Annotated in this window: 17 protein-coding genes; 4 read left to right on the forward strand and 13 right to left on the reverse strand. The window is 69.4% G+C overall.

The genetic code is table 11. The features are described 5' to 3' along the window. The 5 genes from BLW81_RS20005 to bfr all read right to left on the reverse strand — a co-directional run bounded on the left by BLW81_RS20005 (nucleotide 1) and on the right by bfr (nucleotide 5,701). On the reverse strand, nucleotides 1–1,113 hold the full coding sequence (locus BLW81_RS20005; protein WP_083408677.1) for an amidohydrolase family protein: 1,113 nt from the start codon (nucleotides 1,111–1,113) through the stop codon (nucleotides 1–3). After that, nucleotides 1,110–2,471: a type I glutamate--ammonia ligase gene (locus BLW81_RS20010; RefSeq protein WP_157897763.1), complete on the reverse strand. Its 1,362-nt coding sequence runs from the start codon at nucleotides 2,469–2,471 to the stop codon at nucleotides 1,110–1,112. Before BLW81_RS20010 ends, BLW81_RS20005 begins: the two co-directional genes overlap by 4 nt. A gap of 30 nt (nucleotides 2,472–2,501) precedes the next feature. Beyond that, complete coding sequence (locus tag BLW81_RS20015) at nucleotides 2,502–2,984, reverse strand: carboxymuconolactone decarboxylase family protein (RefSeq protein ID WP_083410688.1); 483 nt, start codon at nucleotides 2,982–2,984, stop codon at nucleotides 2,502–2,504. Between the two features lie 54 nt (nucleotides 2,985–3,038). Next, nucleotides 3,039–5,093: an MDR family MFS transporter gene (locus BLW81_RS20020; protein WP_083408679.1), complete on the reverse strand. Its 2,055-nt coding sequence runs from the start codon at nucleotides 5,091–5,093 to the stop codon at nucleotides 3,039–3,041. Nucleotides 5,094–5,215: 122 nt separating this feature from the next. Further along, nucleotides 5,216–5,701 (reverse strand): bacterioferritin, encoded by a 486-nt coding sequence (gene bfr / locus BLW81_RS20025; protein ID WP_083408680.1) that lies wholly within the window; start codon nucleotides 5,699–5,701, stop codon nucleotides 5,216–5,218. A gap of 242 nt (nucleotides 5,702–5,943) precedes the next feature. Here bfr and BLW81_RS20030 point away from each other — a divergent pair, with 242 nt between their 5' ends. Continuing rightward, nucleotides 5,944–6,573 carry a fatty-acid--CoA ligase gene (locus BLW81_RS20030; RefSeq protein ID WP_083408681.1) on the forward strand — a complete coding sequence of 210 codons (630 nt, stop codon included), beginning with the start codon at nucleotides 5,944–5,946 and terminating at the stop codon, nucleotides 6,571–6,573. A 10-nt stretch (nucleotides 6,574–6,583) separates the two neighbouring features. Further along, nucleotides 6,584–6,781 carry a (2Fe-2S)-binding protein gene (locus BLW81_RS20035; protein ID WP_083408682.1) on the forward strand — a complete coding sequence of 66 codons (198 nt, stop codon included), beginning with the start codon at nucleotides 6,584–6,586 and terminating at the stop codon, nucleotides 6,779–6,781. Nucleotides 6,782–6,789: 8 nt separating this feature from the next. Here BLW81_RS20035 and BLW81_RS20040 read toward each other — a convergent pair whose 3' ends face one another. The 6 genes from BLW81_RS20040 to BLW81_RS20065 are packed head-to-tail and all read right to left on the reverse strand — an operon-like array spanning nucleotide 6,790 to nucleotide 10,674. After that, nucleotides 6,790–7,560 carry an enoyl-CoA hydratase/isomerase family protein gene (locus tag BLW81_RS20040; protein ID WP_083408683.1) on the reverse strand — a complete coding sequence of 257 codons (771 nt, stop codon included), beginning with the start codon at nucleotides 7,558–7,560 and terminating at the stop codon, nucleotides 6,790–6,792. 16 nt (nucleotides 7,561–7,576) lie between these two features. Beyond that, nucleotides 7,577–8,020 (reverse strand): TIGR03618 family F420-dependent PPOX class oxidoreductase, encoded by a 444-nt coding sequence (locus BLW81_RS20045; RefSeq protein ID WP_083408684.1) that lies wholly within the window; start codon nucleotides 8,018–8,020, stop codon nucleotides 7,577–7,579. Continuing rightward, nucleotides 8,017–8,739, reverse strand: a complete 723-nt coding sequence (locus tag BLW81_RS20050) for an EthD domain-containing protein (protein ID WP_083408685.1) — start codon at nucleotides 8,737–8,739, stop codon at nucleotides 8,017–8,019. Before BLW81_RS20050 ends, BLW81_RS20045 begins: the two co-directional genes overlap by 4 nt. 26 nt (nucleotides 8,740–8,765) lie before the next feature. Beyond that, nucleotides 8,766–9,134, reverse strand: coding sequence for a thiocyanate hydrolase (locus tag BLW81_RS20055; RefSeq protein WP_083408686.1), 369 nt, complete (start codon nucleotides 9,132–9,134; stop codon nucleotides 8,766–8,768). Next, the gene (scnC, locus tag BLW81_RS20060) at nucleotides 9,131–9,841 is read right to left on the reverse strand and encodes a thiocyanate hydrolase subunit gamma (protein ID WP_083408687.1); all 711 of its coding nucleotides are present in this window, start codon (nucleotides 9,839–9,841) and stop codon (nucleotides 9,131–9,133) included. Before scnC ends, BLW81_RS20055 begins: the two co-directional genes overlap by 4 nt. Further along, a complete protein-coding gene (locus tag BLW81_RS20065; RefSeq protein ID WP_083408688.1) occupies nucleotides 9,841–10,674 on the reverse strand; it encodes an SH3-like domain-containing protein in 834 nt (277 codons plus the stop codon). Before BLW81_RS20065 ends, scnC begins: the two co-directional genes overlap by 1 nt. 227 nt (nucleotides 10,675–10,901) lie before the next feature. Between BLW81_RS20065 and BLW81_RS20070 the strand changes: the two genes are divergently transcribed. Then, entirely contained in the window at nucleotides 10,902–12,890 is a 1,989-nt protein-coding gene (locus tag BLW81_RS20070) for an FUSC family protein (RefSeq protein WP_407662275.1), read from the forward strand. Here the strand turns inward: BLW81_RS20070 and BLW81_RS20075 are convergent. Both BLW81_RS20075 and BLW81_RS20080 read right to left on the reverse strand, forming a co-directional pair. Further along, nucleotides 12,865–13,488: a PaaI family thioesterase gene (locus tag BLW81_RS20075; protein WP_083408689.1), complete on the reverse strand. Its 624-nt coding sequence runs from the start codon at nucleotides 13,486–13,488 to the stop codon at nucleotides 12,865–12,867. The two genes, BLW81_RS20070 and BLW81_RS20075, sit on opposite strands and share 26 nt — an antisense overlap. A gap of 37 nt (nucleotides 13,489–13,525) precedes the next feature. Further along, a complete protein-coding gene (locus BLW81_RS20080) occupies nucleotides 13,526–14,089 on the reverse strand; it encodes a TetR/AcrR family transcriptional regulator (RefSeq protein ID WP_083408690.1) in 564 nt (187 codons plus the stop codon). A gap of 91 nt (nucleotides 14,090–14,180) precedes the next feature. Here BLW81_RS20080 and BLW81_RS20085 point away from each other — a divergent pair, with 91 nt between their 5' ends. Next, nucleotides 14,181–15,692: an FAD-dependent oxidoreductase gene (locus BLW81_RS20085; RefSeq protein WP_083408691.1), complete on the forward strand. Its 1,512-nt coding sequence runs from the start codon at nucleotides 14,181–14,183 to the stop codon at nucleotides 15,690–15,692. Nucleotide 15,693 lies beyond the last annotated feature (1 nt).

Here is a 15,693-nt window from a genome sequence, read left to right on the forward strand (position 1 = left end):
TCAACCGAGACGGTAGACGCGCTGGGCGTTGCCGGACGCGATCAGGTCGACGACGCGGATCGCGTCGACCTGCGACCACTCCCCCGTGTCGACGAATCTCTGTAGCGTCGCCGACATTCCGCGGCGCCACAGCCGGGCGCCGAGGAAGTGCAACTCCGGCGGGCCGAAGCCGTCCGAGGAGTACAGGATCTTGCGAAACGGCGCCATCTCCAGCAGGCGCCCGACGAACGACCCGGCCCGCGCCCCCAGGTAGTTGATCGCCAGGCCGCCGTCGAGGTACACGTTGTTGAACGCCTGCGCCAGGTATCCGGCCTCGCGCTCGTAGGGATAACAGTGCAGCAGCATGATCGGTGTGTCGCCGCTGCGCTGCAGAAACTCCCGCAGATACAGCGGGTTCGCGGTGCGCAGATCACCATCGCGGTCGCCGAACCCGACGTGGAACTGCAGCGGAATGCCCAGTCGCAGCGCCTGATACAGACCAAAGCGCAACAACACCCGGTCGGTCAGCCGGCGGCTCCCGGCGTCGCGCCACCGCCGCGCGGCATCGGCGACCTCGGTTGCGTCGGGCTCGGACAGGTCGCCGGCGAACCCGCCCCGATACGCGAGGATCGACTTCGTCGCCACCGCGGTCGCGGCCCGTCGCGCCAGGATCTCCTCGAACGCGGCCGCATAGTCGCCTGGTGCCGCGGCGGCCTCCTCGGCGACCGATTCCAACCGGACGATCTCGGCGACCTCACCGACGGCGAGATCGGTCATCGCGTCCAGATCGGCTACCCCGTCGGCGAATCCGGTGTCGACCAGCCAGTGCGACACCTGCGCCGCCGACAGGAACAACCGGGCCAGGTCCGGCCCGGCGTACTGTGCGCGGCGCGACCAGTACGCGTCGGGATCGGCGTGGCCGGGCAGCCCCAACAGCGGCGCGCAATGCGTCCGCACCGCGAAACCCAGTTGCGTGTCGAACGCCGAGTCGAAGTCGGCGAGTGGATCGGTGTTCGCCTCGTTGAGCCGGTTCTCGAACGTCGGGCGGTCGACGGTGTCCAGCCAGCAGCCGTGGACGTGGTGGTCGACGAGCGTCACCTGCTCGATGAGCTCACTCAGAGCCGAATCCGTCATACGCTCCAGGCCAGCCGGAACCGGTCGGCGGCCTCCTCGGGGGTGAGCGCGCCGAACTGCTCGTGCTCGTAACGGCGCACCGCGACCACGGAGTCGACGACCTCGTCGCCCAGGATCTTCCTTAGTAGCGCCGACCGGTCGAGCGCATCGATCGCCGCGATCTGTTCGCCGGGCAGGACTGTGACACCGGCGTCGCTGCGCTGCTGGTCGGTCAGCGAGGCGGGATCGACCGTCGTCTCCGGCGGCAGCGGCAGGCGGCGCTCGATGCCGTCCAGGGCCAGGCCCAGGACGGCCGCCGACGCCAGGTAGGGGTTGGCCGACGGGTCGATGACCTTGACCTCGAGGTTGGCACCCAGTGGATTGCTCGGGCCGCCGATCAGGAAACGCACTGCGGCTTCGCGGTTCTCGGTCCCCCAGCAGACCGACGCGCCGGACCAGTGGCCGGGCTGCATCCGTTGACCGGACAGTACCGAGCCGGCCAGTACGCCCTGGGCCTCGGGCAGGCCGGCGACGAGCCCGGCCACCGCGGCCTCCCCGTCCGGTGTCAACCCGTTCGCCCCGGTGCCGCCCGAGAACAGTGGCTCATCATCGCGCTTCATCGAAAAGTGTTGATGCGAACCGGATCCCACCTCGCCGGCGAACGGCACCGGCGACAGGCTCACCCGCATCCCGTACCGGCGCGCGACCCGGCTGATGATGATGCGCATCAGCACCAGGGCGTCCGCCGCCGCCACCGGCGCCAGCGGCGCCAACGAGATCTCGAACTGGTTGGCCCCGTACTCGGGGTGGAACTGCTCGATCGACACCCCGGATCCGGTGGCGGCGTCGGTGACGTCGCGCACGAACCCCTCGTACTCGAGCACGCCGGCCAGACCGTACTGCGCCCACAGTCGCGACGGCAGTCGGGCGCCGTCCGGGCCGACGAGGACGAACTCCATCTCGTGGCCGACCACGGTGCTCAGACCGGCGGCCTGGAGGCGCTCCTCGACGCGGCGCAGGGCGCCGCGGCTGCAATACGGGTCCGGTGTCCCGTCCTGGTTGAAGAAAGCCCCTGGCGCCCAGGCCAATCCGTCACCAAGGATGCGCAGTGCGCCCAGGTCGATGCGGATCCGCTGATCTCCCACCACGGTGATGGCGTCGCTGAACACGATGCCGGTCTGGTCGATGGTGAAGGCGTGCCACACCGGGCTGGCGCCGAGGCCCGGGTCGGCGAACGTGCCCATCCGGCGCAGCGGCACGGTTTTCGCGTGGGTGAGGCCGGCCGGGTTGACCACGGTGCCGATCAGCGTCGCGACGCCGTCGGCCTCGAGCTGGGCGATGGCCGCGGCGGCGAGGGGTTTGGCTGCGCTGGGACTCACGTCAGCCATTGTGCGCGGACGCGCGGAAAGTTACAGCGTGATCTTGCAGCTTTGGCCGATGTCGAGGGTGCGCAGCATGCGGCCCATGCCCAACCACATCGCGCAGGACAGCGCGAGATCGGTGAGGAGTTCGTCGGAGAACTCGGCGCGGCACCGCTCCCAGAAGTCCTCGTCGTCGCGCAGCCCGGTGTGGTCACTGGCGAACCGCTCGGCGAACTCGGCGGCGATGCGTTCCTGCGCGCTGTATCCAGGCCACGTACGCCATTCGGCGGCGTGGTCGTAGAGGTCCTCGTCCACGCCGGCCGCCAGGCCCTCGGAGTCGCGGGTGTTCTGGCACACCACGCATTCGTTGTCGAGCGCGATGACCATCCGGGCCAGCTCCCGCACCCGCATGGGGAGCCGGTTCTTGGTGTAGACGGCGTTGGTGAAACCTGCCATCGCGACGCCGATGTCGGGCGATTTCACCACCCACGCTGCGGCGTCGTCGTCGGCGAATTCTCCGATTCGGCTCATGAACGGCATGCTACGCCCGGAGTCGCGCAATTGGAACGCGTTCTAGTTTTCTGGTCAGCGGGCGGCGGCGGCGAGCGGGCGGTCGTCGGTCCAGTCGCGCTGCACCAGCATCCGGTGGGCGATCCGCTCGAGCGCCGTCTCGACCTGGAACCGGTCCGGGCGGCCCTCGAACGACGGCGAGGTCGCCAGCTTGTCGACGATGCGGCCGACGATCGCGCTCGAGATCGCGTCGACCTGGCGGATCCCGCCCTGCGTCAGCCAGAGTCGGCCGCCGGTGCGCAGCGCGAGGTTGTGTGCGACGAGTTCGTCGAACGTCGGCTCGATCACCTCGTAGGGCACGCGCAGTCGTTCGGCGATGTCGGTCAGCGTCGCCGACCCGAACACCTGGTTCTGCCGGTAGATCTGCAGCAGCGCCCACATCTGGCTGACGTCGAGGTCGCAACCGGGCTGCGTGGCCAGGCTGCGCAGGCGCAGGTCCGGCGAGTCGCGGAACAGGCGCCCGACGGCCAACTCCAGGATCTTCTCCGGCGACTCGGTGCTCGGCATGCCGAACCCCTCGCCGAGGTCACTGGCCGACACGGTCTCGACCTCGCGCAACCGAACTTCTTTGAGGAACAACGACACGATGAACCCGACGACCGCGACCGGCGCGGCGAACAAGAAGACCTGGCCGAGCGAGTCGGCGTAGGCGTCGACGATCGGCGCGGCGGCCTCGGGTGGCAGTGCGTGCAGCGCCTGCGGCGACTCGGCGGCCCGCGGTGTGGCACCGCTCGCGGCCAGCGCGGGGGCGATGCGGGAGGCCAGGAAGTTGGCGAACATGCTGCCGAAAATGGCTGCGCCGAACGAACTTCCGATGGTCCGGAAGAACGTCACGCCCGAGGTCGCGACGCCGAGATCGCTGAACGCCGACGTGTTCTGCACGACCAGGATCAGCACCTGCATGCACAGGCCGATCCCGGCGCCGAGGATGAACAGGTACAGCGACTGCTGCCACGTCGGGGTGGCCGCGGTCATCGTGGCCAGCAGCAGGAACGCCACCGTCATGATCGCGGTGCCCGCGACGGGGAACACCTTGTATCGCCCGGTGCGGCCGACGATCTGGCCGCTGCCGATCGAGGTGAGCAGCATGCCGGCCACCATCGGCAACGTGCGCAGACCCGACGTCGTCGCCGAGACCCCGTTGACGAACTGCATGAACGTCGGCAGGAACGTCAGCGCCCCGAGCATCGCGAAGCCGACGATGAAGCCGAGGATGCAGCACACCGTGAAGACCGGGCTGGCGAACAGCCGGATCGGCAGGACCGGCTCGGCGGCACGGGTTTCCACCCGCACGAAGATCGCCAGCGCCACCACCGACGCGACGAACAGGCCGATGATCACCGGCGACGACCACGCGTATGTGCTGCCGCCCCAACTGGTCGCCAGCGTCAGGCCGGACGCGCCCAGCCCGACGAACAGGATGCCCGCGTAGTCGATGACCGGTTTGGTGGTCTTGGCCATCGCCGGAATGGCCACGGCCGCGACCGCTAGGACGATGAGCGCCACCGGAACGTTGATCCAGAACGCCCACCGCCAGGTGAGGTGGTCGGTGAAGAAGCCGCCGAGCAGCGGGCCGATGACGGTGGTGACGCCGAACACCGCGCCGAGGGCGCCTTGGTAGCGGCCGCGGTCGCGCAGCGGGATCACCTCGCCGATCACCGCCATCGCGGTCACCATCACCGCGCCGCCGCCGATGCCCTGCAGGGCACGCGACGCGACGAGCATGGTCATCGAGCCGGCGATACCGCACAGGATCGAACCGGCCAGGAAGAACAGCACCGAGACCTGGAACACCGCCTTGCGGCCGAACAGGTCGCCGAGCTTGCCGACCACCGCGGTGACGATCGTCGACGCGAGCAGGTAGCTGGTGACCACCCACGACTGGTGGCCGGCACCGCCGAGGTCGGCGACGACGGTCGGCAGCGCGGTCGCCACGATCGTCTGGTCCAGCGCGGCGAGCAGCATGCCGAGCAGCACCGCAACGAACACCAGGTTGCGGCGCTGGGGGCTGATCGTCGCGCTGCCCGACTCCGGGTCAACGGCAGCGGCAGGCGGGGCCTGGCTCGTCATGGTTCCCTTCCAACGCGGTTCTCTCTTCCCGGCCTATCGTTAGATAGGCTAGAAAAGTTACGCGTCCGGTCAGGATTGCCCCCGCGAGCGTGCACAAAACGCGCACCCTCGCGCTAGAGAACTCAGAGCGCCGTCGGCGGACGCGACACGCACTGCGCCGCGTAGAGCTCGTCGCCGAGCTTGTCCATCAGCTGCAGCTGCGTCTCGAGGTAGTCGATGTGGTCTTCCTCGTTGGACAGGATCTTCTCCAGCAGCGTGGCCGAGGTGGCGTCGCCCTTCTCGCGGCACATCATGATGCCCGGGCGCAGCCGCTCGACCACCTCGTACTCGATCGCGAGGTCGGCCTCGAATTGCTCGCGCAGCGTCTGGCCGATTCGCAGGGAGAACAGCCGCTGATAGTTGGGCAGGCCGTCGAGGAGCAGAATGCGGTTGGTGATGTCCTCCGCATGATTCATTTCTTCGAACGACTCTTTGCGCGTGTATTCCGCGAGTTCGGTGAAGCCCCAGTTGGCCTGCATTTTGGAATGCAAGAAATACTGATTAATGGCTGTCAATTCACTCGTCAATTGCTCGTTGAGCAATTTGAGAACGTCCGGATCGCCTTGCATGGTCGCTCCTAAGCACCTGAGGGCTGGTCAGAGATCGCTGTAGGTCGTGCGCCTTCCAATCTAGTGCAGACGACACCCGATTGGTCACCGTTGAGCCCTGCGCCACGCGCGTTTTCGGCTCGCTTTCGGGCCGCCGGCGGCCCGCTGGGCGCAGATCAGCGCGCTAGTCTGGACTGGCTACGCTAACTAATGTTAGGCTGCGCTAACTTCCCGCCGGGACGCGCGACAGACAGGAATCAGCAATGAGTGAGTACGATTTGCACTCACTGATTTTGGCGTGCGATTTCTGCGTCGACGACGTCGACCGGATGTGGAAATGGCTGAAGAAGCATCACGACGAATTGGAATCGATCGGCGCCCATCACGTCGTGCTCTACGAATCGATCTGGGAGCCCAATCGCGTCCTGGTGACCATTGGCATTCGGCACGTCCAGTCCATTCGTGAGGTTTTGCGGTCGCCGGCGATCTTCGAGTGGTTCAACATTGCCGGCGCGGTCGACATCCCGCCGATCTTCGGCGGTGAAGTGGTCGAGAAGATCGACCTCTATGCGCCGACAGCGATCGACCGGGTGGGACGCGTGGTCGTCGGCGTCATGTCGTCGGTGGAGGACGTGTCCGCGCTGATGGCCAAGGTGCACGACGGCCTCGACCGGTTCAAGCAGGGCGGCGTGCGCAAGATCTGGGTCTACCGCGCCCTCGACGACGGGCAGGAAGTCATGATCCTGCAGGAGATCGAGGACGAGGTGGCGGCCAGGAACTGGATCGACCACCCCGACGCGGCGGCCGAGTGGATGTCGAACGCCGGGCTGGGCGCCTACCCCACCCAGTTCGTCGGGCGTTTCGCCCACCTGATGAGCGTCGAGCAGGGTTGAGGGGGCCCGCATGTTCGTCTGCCTGTGCCACGGGATCACCAGCCACGTTGTCAGCGAGTGCGTGGCCAACGGGGCGCGGACGTCCAAACAGATCGCCGAGGCGTGCGGTGCCGGCGGCGACTGCGGGCGGTGCCGACGGACCCTGCGCGCGATCATCGCCTCGCAGTGCGAGGCCGACGAGAAGGCCCACACCGCGGCGCGGCACTGACCGCCGCGCTACGCCCCGCCGCCCTTACCGGTGAACTCGGCCAGCGCGCTGGCGTTGGCCGCCGCACCCATCAGCGCGGCGAAGTGCTCGATCTCTCGGGCGGTGGCCGCGGCGATCCCCTCACCGGTGGGCGCGGTGATCGTCTGCTTGACCGCCATCAAACTCGCGATCGGGCGCGCCGCCAGGATCTCGGCGTGCCGACGGGCCTCGGCCAGCAGCTCGTCGGGTGCGCACACCTTCCACACCAGGCCCATCCGGTGGGCTTCCTCGGCGTCGACCCACTCCGAGGACATCAGCAGCCACGCGGCGTTCTGCCGGCCCATCAGCCGCGGCAGCAGATACGACGACGCGGCCTCCGGGGCGACGCCGAGACTGGTGAACGGCGTCTTCAACCGCGCGGCCGTCGACATGAACACCAGATCGGCGTAACCGAGAATCGTTGCGCCGATGCCCACTCCGACACCGTTGACCGCGCAGATCAGCGGTTTGGGGAACTCGGTCAGCGCATCGATCATCGTGGTGAAGTGGCTGCCCTGCTGGTTGAACTCGGGATCGGTGATGCGCCTTTGCATCTCGTTGAGGTCGTTGCCTGCGCTGAATGCCCGGCCCGCGCCGGTGAGCACGACGACCGCGACCTCGGGGTCGGCGGCCGCGTCGCGCAACGCGTCCGCCGTCGCCTTGTACAGGGCCTCGTTGAAGGCGTTGAGCACCTCGGGGCGGTGCAGGGTCACGGTGCGGACGCGGTTGTCGTCGGCGATCTGCAGGGTCGATTCGGCCACCGCAGCAGCCTAAGTGCTAACCGTTGCTGTAGACGCGGGTGGGTTCGACAAGCACCACGGTGCGGCGCTGCTCGGCCATCACCCGGTCGTACTCGGCCCAGTTGTCGTGGGTGCCACCGGCGGCGGTGAACACGTCGCGCAGCAGCAACCGCAACGCATCCGCGTCGGCCAGCCACGGTTGCGGATCGTCGGGGCCCGCGAGGACCGCCCGGCCCTCCACGGTCGCCCACTGCCAGCCCTGGCGGAACGTGACGGCCAGTTGCGGACGCGCCCGCAGGTTGGCGAGCTTGACCCGGCCGTAGGTGACGAAGCCCAGCGCCGGTGCGCCGGTGGCCGGATGGGCGAGCTTGCCGACGTTGACCAGCGACGCCTGAATCGTCGCGTCGCCCCGCAGGGTCGACACCACGGCCAACCCGTTGTCGGCGGCGGCCAGCGTGACCGCCTCATCGAGTGTCGTCATGAAACTCCTTGTGCGGCAACATCAACGAACGGTACGCGGTACACGTAGCGGCTGGTCGGCACAGTGTCGACATCGCGATTGGCGCCGAACGCGGCGGTGCTGGCCACCATCCGGTCCATGCGGTCGCGCAGGTCGTCGTCGTCGGCGGCGCCGAAGAACGCGTGCAGGTCCGACAGCGCGGCCAGCGGGAACTGTTCCTCGACGATCGCGTCGATCGCCGGTGCGTCCGGGGTCAGCGCCCGCACCACCGCGTTCTGCGTGTACCCGAACGTCGACTGCGTCGCGATGGCCACCGGGGTGTGGTCGAGGTGCCAGCGCTGCAGCCATGCGGACTCGTCGAGGTCCGCGGGTCGGCGCAGCAGCGCGACGTTGGCGAACCCGTCGGCGCGATCACCCGGTGCGGTCGGGGGCAGCGCCACCGGAACCGACTCGGTGACCAGGTAGGCGGCCACCTGGTCGGCCTCGTGCCGCAGGCGTGCGACGGCGGCGGTCACCTGCTCGCCGTAGGACTGCTGGGTCCACAGGCTGACGAACCCGACCACCGGCGGGTCCAGCGTCGTGAGCGTCATCAGCGAGTCGCGCACCTGGCCGTCACGGACGTTGATCGTCAGCCCGGGGACCTCGAGAGCCAGCAGATCGGCCGCGACGTGCTCGCGCAGCCGTGCGCACCAGGCGTCGTCACCGTCGGCCCGCCGCAGCGTGATGATCACTTTCTCCACGAAGCGAACCTAACGCGTGGCGCCGGTCAGGCTTCCAGCCGCTCGCGGACGTTGGCCAACCGCCTCCGCAGTTCCTGCTCGTCGATGACGCCGCGGGCCACCAGCGAGTGCGCGAGCGAGACCAACTGGTTCTCGGGATACGGCAGGTCGGCGTAGCGCGTCGCCGCCAGCGCGTCCTCTTCGTCGCGGCGCTCCTTGAAGTCCGGGACATCGGCGTCACAGGCCGCCCGGTCGAGCGCGTCGCACATCCCGTCCAGGCTGGTCTTCCACGGCGGCACCGGGTTCTCCACGCCGTACTTGGCGGCCATCCGCGACCACACCTGGTTGCGCTCGACGATCTCCTGCAGCGCCGGGACAGTCGTCTGCTCGATGCCGGGATCCGGTGTGGCGCTCATGCTTCCGAGGCCGGATGCACGGCAGGGCGGGTGTCGGTGATGACGTTGGCCGTGACGCCGGCCTTGGGCAGCGCGACACCGATGAGACAGTCGCGGGTGATGATCTCGACCAACTGGTCCTCGGACCAGCCGTCGGTGCCCTCGGGGCGCATCGGCATCACCATGAAGCGGTGCTTCTGGTTGGAGTCCTGCACCCGGACGCTGACCTCGTCCGGCAGGTAGAGGCCGAACTCGGCCAGCACCTGGCGCGGCCAGCGCACCATGCGGCGGCGGTAATTCGGGGTGCGGTACCACTCCGGGGAGTTGCCGAGGATGGGCCGTGGATAGCACGAGCACAACGCGCAGACGATCACGTTGTGCACCGTCGGGGTGTCCTCGAGGATCTCGAACGCGGTGAAGTCGCTCGGGGTGCCGAAGCCGGTGGGCTCGAGCCAGTCGACGCCGACCTCCTTGCTGGCCGTCATCGGCTCGGACAGGGCCAGCGCCTTGAAGTCCGGATCGAGCCACGCCCGGGCCACCAGACGTGCCGCCGGGGTCGGTCCGATCTGCTCGGCGAACTCGGTGAACAGCCGGTGCTCCTCGGCGGTGAAGATGCCCTTCTCGATACACAGTTCGCGCAGCGCGATCTCGAGCACCTCGAAGTCGGTGATCTCGTCGACCATCGGCGCGACGGTGCGCTCGTGATCGTGGTCGTGATCGTGGGACATCAGGCGGCCTCCAGCCAGTGCTCGGGGATCTCGGTCTGAATGACGTCGGCCGCGGTGCCGGTGTAGCCGTGCCACAGGTCGGCCATGGTGAACCGCACGACGTAGAACCACTCCGGCTTGGCAGGCCGGTCCCAGGTCTCGTCCTCGGCCGCCGGACTCTCGTAGGCGACGGTGGCGATCTCGCCGCGCGCGCCGCGCACGTATTCCGGTGTGCGGGTGTAGAAGATCACCGGCAGCTCGCGCACCACCACCGCGTCGCCGACCTTGAACTTCGGTTCCCCGGCCTGCCCGGCGTACACCTGCGGATCCCCCTTGCCGACCGCATGTTTGTGGTGGGCGTTGCGCTTGACCGCGGACCCGTCGCCCTCGGACTTGGGTCTGGCCTCCAACTTCTTTCCGGCCAGACCGCCCTCGTACCGCGACTTCACCTCGGCCATCCGCTCGCTCAACTCGGTCAGCCCGATGTGGTGCTTTTCCACCAGCACCCGGGCGACCGCGAGCAGCCAGCGTCCGTAGTACGGCAGACCCAGGTATTGGGCGCGGCCCACGTCGACGTTGCCGATGCGGCGGCGTTCCTCCGACAGCCAGATCCCGCGCCACGCGAGCACCTCACAGATCACATAGGTCATGTGCTCCCAGAGCTCGTACTGCTTGTTCTCGTACTTCATCGGCGCGTCCGGTTCACCACCGACGTCATGGACGGGTTTGAGATACGCGGTGATCCGGTCGTGGTCGAGCAGGTCGGGTGTCGGCGCGTCCGGCAGTTCGGGGTATGCCGACTTCAGCCGGGCCACCAGGTCGAGTTGGGCTGCGCGCTCGGCGGCAGTACTCATTCGGAATCCCTCTCGTAGCCGCGGCTTACGTGGACCAAACCCCGCCGGCTGACTCTAACGCCGGACGTGGCCGCCCGCAGACGAATCGGGCCAGGCCGCTCCCCCGGACCCGGGTGTGCACGCGGTTGCGCTGTGTCTCAGCACAATTGACGACGGCGTCGAGCTGTGCCCGGCAACCACCCGCGTGGTGCGCCCCCCTCGGCGAGGCGACACGTCAGAATGGGGGCGTGAGCACCGCCAGCCGGATCGTCGACGCCTTGCGCCCGACCATGTCCGACGGCGGCGCGGTGGCCAGGAGCCTGGCGGCGGTGTTGGCGACCACCGTGCTGACGCTGCTGTGGGTTTCGGGACCCGCCGCGCTGTGGGTGGCCGGCGCGGGCGCCGTCGCGGGGGCGATCGCGCTGCAGGACAGCCCCGGCGGACGCATCTCGCGGGTCGGCATCGTGGCCGTGCAGATGGGCGCGGCAGTGTTTCTCGGGGCGCTGACCGCATCGCTGGACATCGTCTTCGTGGCCGTGGTGGCGCTCTGGTGCTTCGCGGCCGGACTGCAGTGGGCCGTCGGTGGTAACGCGGGCCTGGTCGGTGCCGGCGCGAGCGCACTGCTCGTGGTCGCGCCACCGCTGGCCCCGACGGCCGCGTCGGTGCTGGTGCCGACGCTGCTGACGGTGCTGGCCGGCGGTGTGCAGGCCGCGCTGATCGCGATGTGGCCGCCGCAGCGGTGGCGCACGCAGCGCGATGCGCTGTCCGACGCGTACCGGGCGCTGGCCGACGAGGCCCGCCAGATCGGTGCGGACGGCTCATCGCCGACGACAGAGATCCTCGACCCGTCGCTGCGCGACGCGTTCATCGACACCCAGGCCAGCCGTCGGCCGGAGGCCTATCACGGTGGCCACCGGCCGCCCGAACGCATCATGGCCACGCTGCGGGCGCTGCGCGAATCGCCGGGCGTCAACGACGAAGACGTGTCGCGCATGGCGGCGGCGGCGGCCGAGGTGCTCGACGCGATCGCCGGGCAGGACCACACCGCGCGGCGCGACACCGAGCACGGCCTGATTCGCCTCGACGCCACGGTGGCGTTGTTGAGCGGCCCGGAAGAAGAACTCGCGCAACGACTTTCGCGCCAACTCCACGAAGTCGCGAAACTGCGCTTCCCCGACCTGAACCGGGCCGACCTGATCAGCCCGGTCCGCACGACGGTCGATGTCATCCGCTCGCACATGACCTTGACGTCGCCGATTCTGCGGCACGCGATCCGGCTGTCGGCGGCGGCCGCGCTGGGGGTCGCGGCCGACCGGTTCGCGCCGGTGGCACACGGCCACTGGATCGCGCTGACGGTGCTGATGGTGCTGCGTCCCGAGACCGCGCACACCTATACGCGCTGCGTCGGACGACTGACGGGCATCGCCGGTGGCATCGTGGCCGCCTCGGTCATCGCGTGGCTGCTGCATCCGACGGGCGCCGTCGCGGTCGTGCTCGCGGCCGCCTGCCTCGCGGTGACCTACGCGGTGCACCGGACGGGCTACATCGCGGGCAGCGCCGCACTGGCCGCGGCAACGGTGTTCCTGCTCGACATCGACGCGGTGACCTCCGGTGCGACGCTGGAGGACCGGTTGTTCTCGGTGATCATCGGCGGCGGCCTCGCGGTGGTGGCCCACGTCGCCCTGCCCGACCATGCGCTGACGCGGTTGCACCAGCGCGCCGGGGAACTGCTGAAGTCCGAGATCGATTACGCCGCAACGGTGGTCAAGGCCTACGTGCATGAGATCGACCACCAGGCCGACACCGTGACCACCGCCTGGCAGCGCGCGTACCGCGCCAGGGCCGGATTCGAGGCGGCCTCCGGCGCGACCCGGATGGAGACCCGGGAACTGCGCCGGTGGCTGCGGTCGTACCGGACCGCGCTCAACGCGGTGACCGCCTCCTGCACGGCGCTCGAGGACAGCCTGCCGCCGCACCCGCCGACCGCCCTGACGCGCGATTTCGTGGCGGCCGTCGACGATTACGTCGACGCGCTGCGCGGCGCGCCCCCGACGCCGGCGACGCCGTGGACGGTGGACGTGGCGGCGCTGACCGCGGCCGCTCAGCAGGTGCGGGACCGCGCCGCGGGCGTGTCCGGCGACGACGGGGCCGTGCGCGTGCTGGTGTCGGAGATCGCCTCGATCACCCGCAGCCTGGCGGGCATCGCCTCGATCAGCGAGCCCATTTCGGCTGGATGAACACGCCTTCGGCCTCGACCGTCGGGCCCTCGGCGTCGGCGAGATAGCCCGCGGCGTAGGCCTTCACACCGTCGGTGCCGGTGATCCTGGCTTCGGCGTGCAGCCGGCCCAGCGGGGTGGGCCGTAGATATCGCAGCGTGATGGTGCCGGTGAAGCGCGGCGATTCGGCGTTGGCCGCCACCTCGCCGAGCAGGTGGTCGAGGATCAGCGCCGCCACACCGCCGTGCACATGTCCCGGTGGCCCTTCGAACGCCGCGCCGAGTTCGAAATCGGTGTGCACACGGCCGTCGGGATCGCGCATGACCTCGACCGGCGGGGCCACCGGGTTGCGGATCCCGATCACCGGGTTGCCCCACGCCATCCGGTCCCCTCCGCTGGTGAACCGCACCCCGAACGGGCCGTCGGTCTGGCGTGACCGCAGCCGCGCTGTCGCGGCGTCGATCTGCGCCTTGACGGTTGCCACGGTGTCCACGTCGACCTCGGTGCGGATCGTCGCGTCGATCAACTCCCGCACCGAGTCGGCGAGCGGGCCGTACACCGCGCGCAACCGCTCGACCTCAGCCGACGGGACGTCGCCGATATCGGTCCACTGCACCACGCATGCACTAGAACACGTTGCAGAGCCTGGTGTCGAATCAGCTCGGCGCCGGCCCGACCAGCAGTTGCCGGATGACCGGGCGCGCCCACGCGATCAACTCGTCGTGGCTGAGATCGGCGACCGCGGGATTGGCCAGTACGTAGCGGGTGGTGGCCAACCCGATCACGAACGCCCCCATCAGGCCGGCCCGCTGCGCCGGGTGGTCGGGCGCCACCTTGCTCAGCGCCGGCGCCACCTGCGTGGCGAACACCTGGCGCATGGTGTCGGCGGCGCTGCTGCTGGTCATCGCCGCCCGCAGCAGCGCGACGAACGTGGTGTCGTCCTCCCACACCGCGAAGAACCGTGGCAACAACGCGTCGGCGACCTCGTCGGGCGCCACCTCGGTGAGGTCGGGCAGGTCGAGGGTGAACTCCGCGGCCGCGGCGAACAACTCCTGCTTGCTGCCGAAATACCGGATCACCAGCGCCGGGTCGATGCCGACGTCGGCCGCGACGGCCCGCAACGTGGTGCGTTCGAAGCCGTCGGCGCCGAAGCGCCGCCGCGCGGCGGCCAGGATGTCGGCGCGGGTCGCCCGGGCGTCGCGGGTGCGTGCTGCAGCCATGGGACCAGGGTATGTCATCAGCTGTTGACAACGGCTGGGGGTCGGCCTAGCGTCAAGTCACCAGCTGTTGACTTGATCGGGAGGCGCGGACATGACCGGATCACTCGAAAGCCCCGGCGTCCTGGTCGTCGGGGCGGGACCCACCGGGCTCACCGCGGCCATGGAGCTGTCGCGCCTCGGCGTGGCGGTGCGCATCGTCGACCGCGCACCCGAGCCGTCTCCCACGTCCCGCGCGCTCGGTGTTCAGGCGCGCACGCTGGAGTTGCTGCGCGTGCGCGGGGTCGGCGACGAGCTGCTGCGCGCCGGCAACCGGGCCTCGGCGACGACGCTGTACGCGCGTGGCCGCAGGCTCGCCGCCCTGCACTTCGACCGGATGGCGAGCGATTTCAACTTCATCCTGCTGCTCGCGCAGTCGGAGACCGAACGCCTGCTCGCCGAGCAACTCGCCACGCAGGGCGTGAAGGTCGAGCGCGGCGTGGAAGTGGTCGGCCTGCAGCAGGGCCCCGGCGATGTGCAGGTGCGGCTGCGCACGACCCACGGTGACCAGGAGACCGTCACCGCGGCGTACGTGATCGCCGCCGACGGCGCGCACAGCCCGATCCGCAAGGCACTCGGGCTGCCGTTCGAGGGCAGGTCGATGACGCACAACTACGTCCTCGGCGACGTCCACCTGGTCGGTGGCGTGCCCGAGGATCAATTGTCGATCTTCCTGGCGCCCAACGGATTTCTCGCGGTCTTCCCGATGGGCGACGGACGGTTCCGATTCATGGCCACCGACCCCGACGGGCTGGCCGGCGAGGCGCCCGAGCCGGACCTGACGGCGATCCAGCGCCTCTACGACCGCGTCGCGCCCATTCGGGCCGAGCTCTACGAGCTGAACTGGAGTTCGCGCTTCCGGATCAACAGTCGGCACATGACCACGCTGCGCAGCGGGCGGGTGTTCTTCGGCGGCGACGCCGCGCACGTGCACAGCCCCGCGGGCGGACAGGGCATGAACGCAGGCATCCAGGACATGATCAACCTGGCGTGGAAGCTGGCGATGGTGCTCGACGGGCGCGCTCACGAGCATCTGCTCGACACCTACGAAACGGATCGCCTGCCGGTGATCACCCAACTGGTCCGCATGACCGAACGCGCGACCACGCTCTTCAACTCCACCAACCCGGTCGCGCACGCCGCGCTGACCGCGCTGGCCCCGCGGCTGCTGGGCCGGTCGGCCGTACAGGACAAAGCGGTGCCGCGGCTCGGCCAGCTCGCCGCGACCTACCGCAACGCCCCGCTGGCCGCGGGCGGCGGGCGGACCGGCTCGCTGCGCGCCGGTGACCGGGTGCCCGACTCCGAGGTGACGACCGTCGCGGGCGAGCATCGCCGGCTCTACGACCTGCTCGACCTGTCCCGGCTCACGCTGCTCACCGCGACCGGTGATGCGCCCGAGCAGTATCTCAACATCGTTGCGGTGCAGCATGTCTCGGCCGGTGTCGACGGCTGGTGGCTGGTCCGTCCGGACGGCTACCTCGCGGCCGCGGGCCGGGCAGGCGATCAGCGGACGATGACGCGCTGGCTCGACCGCTGGTTCATCCCGCGCAGCGCGGCCACCGGATAGT

The sequence above is a fragment of the Mycolicibacterium rutilum genome (assembly GCF_900108565.1).
Lineage (GTDB): Bacteria > Actinomycetota > Actinomycetes > Mycobacteriales > Mycobacteriaceae > Mycobacterium > Mycobacterium rutilum.

Bases quoted from the DNA above. Each gene is read 5' to 3' on its own strand.
- BLW81_RS20005 (WP_083408677.1), bottom strand. From the start codon at position 1,113: ATGACGGATTCGGCTCTGAGTGAGCTCATCGAGCAGGTGACGCTCGTC.
- BLW81_RS20015 (WP_083410688.1), bottom strand. From the start codon at position 2,984: ATGAGCCGAATCGGAGAATTCGCCGACGACGACGCCGCAGCGTGGGTG.
- BLW81_RS20020 (WP_083408679.1), bottom strand. From the start codon at position 5,093: ATGACGAGCCAGGCCCCGCCTGCCGCTGCCGTTGACCCGGAGTCGGGC.
- bfr (WP_083408680.1), bottom strand. From the start codon at position 5,701: ATGCAAGGCGATCCGGACGTTCTCAAATTGCTCAACGAGCAATTGACG.
- BLW81_RS20030 (WP_083408681.1), top strand. From the start codon at position 5,944: ATGAGTGAGTACGATTTGCACTCACTGATTTTGGCGTGCGATTTCTGC.
- BLW81_RS20035 (WP_083408682.1), top strand. From the start codon at position 6,584: ATGTTCGTCTGCCTGTGCCACGGGATCACCAGCCACGTTGTCAGCGAG.
- BLW81_RS20045 (WP_083408684.1), bottom strand. From the start codon at position 8,020: ATGACGACACTCGATGAGGCGGTCACGCTGGCCGCCGCCGACAACGGG.
- BLW81_RS20055 (WP_083408686.1), bottom strand. From the start codon at position 9,134: ATGAGCGCCACACCGGATCCCGGCATCGAGCAGACGACTGTCCCGGCG.
- scnC (WP_083408687.1), bottom strand. From the start codon at position 9,841: ATGTCCCACGATCACGACCACGATCACGAGCGCACCGTCGCGCCGATG.
- BLW81_RS20065 (WP_083408688.1), bottom strand. From the start codon at position 10,674: ATGAGTACTGCCGCCGAGCGCGCAGCCCAACTCGACCTGGTGGCCCGG.
- BLW81_RS20080 (WP_083408690.1), bottom strand. From the start codon at position 14,089: ATGGCTGCAGCACGCACCCGCGACGCCCGGGCGACCCGCGCCGACATC.
- BLW81_RS20085 (WP_083408691.1), top strand. From the start codon at position 14,181: ATGACCGGATCACTCGAAAGCCCCGGCGTCCTGGTCGTCGGGGCGGGA.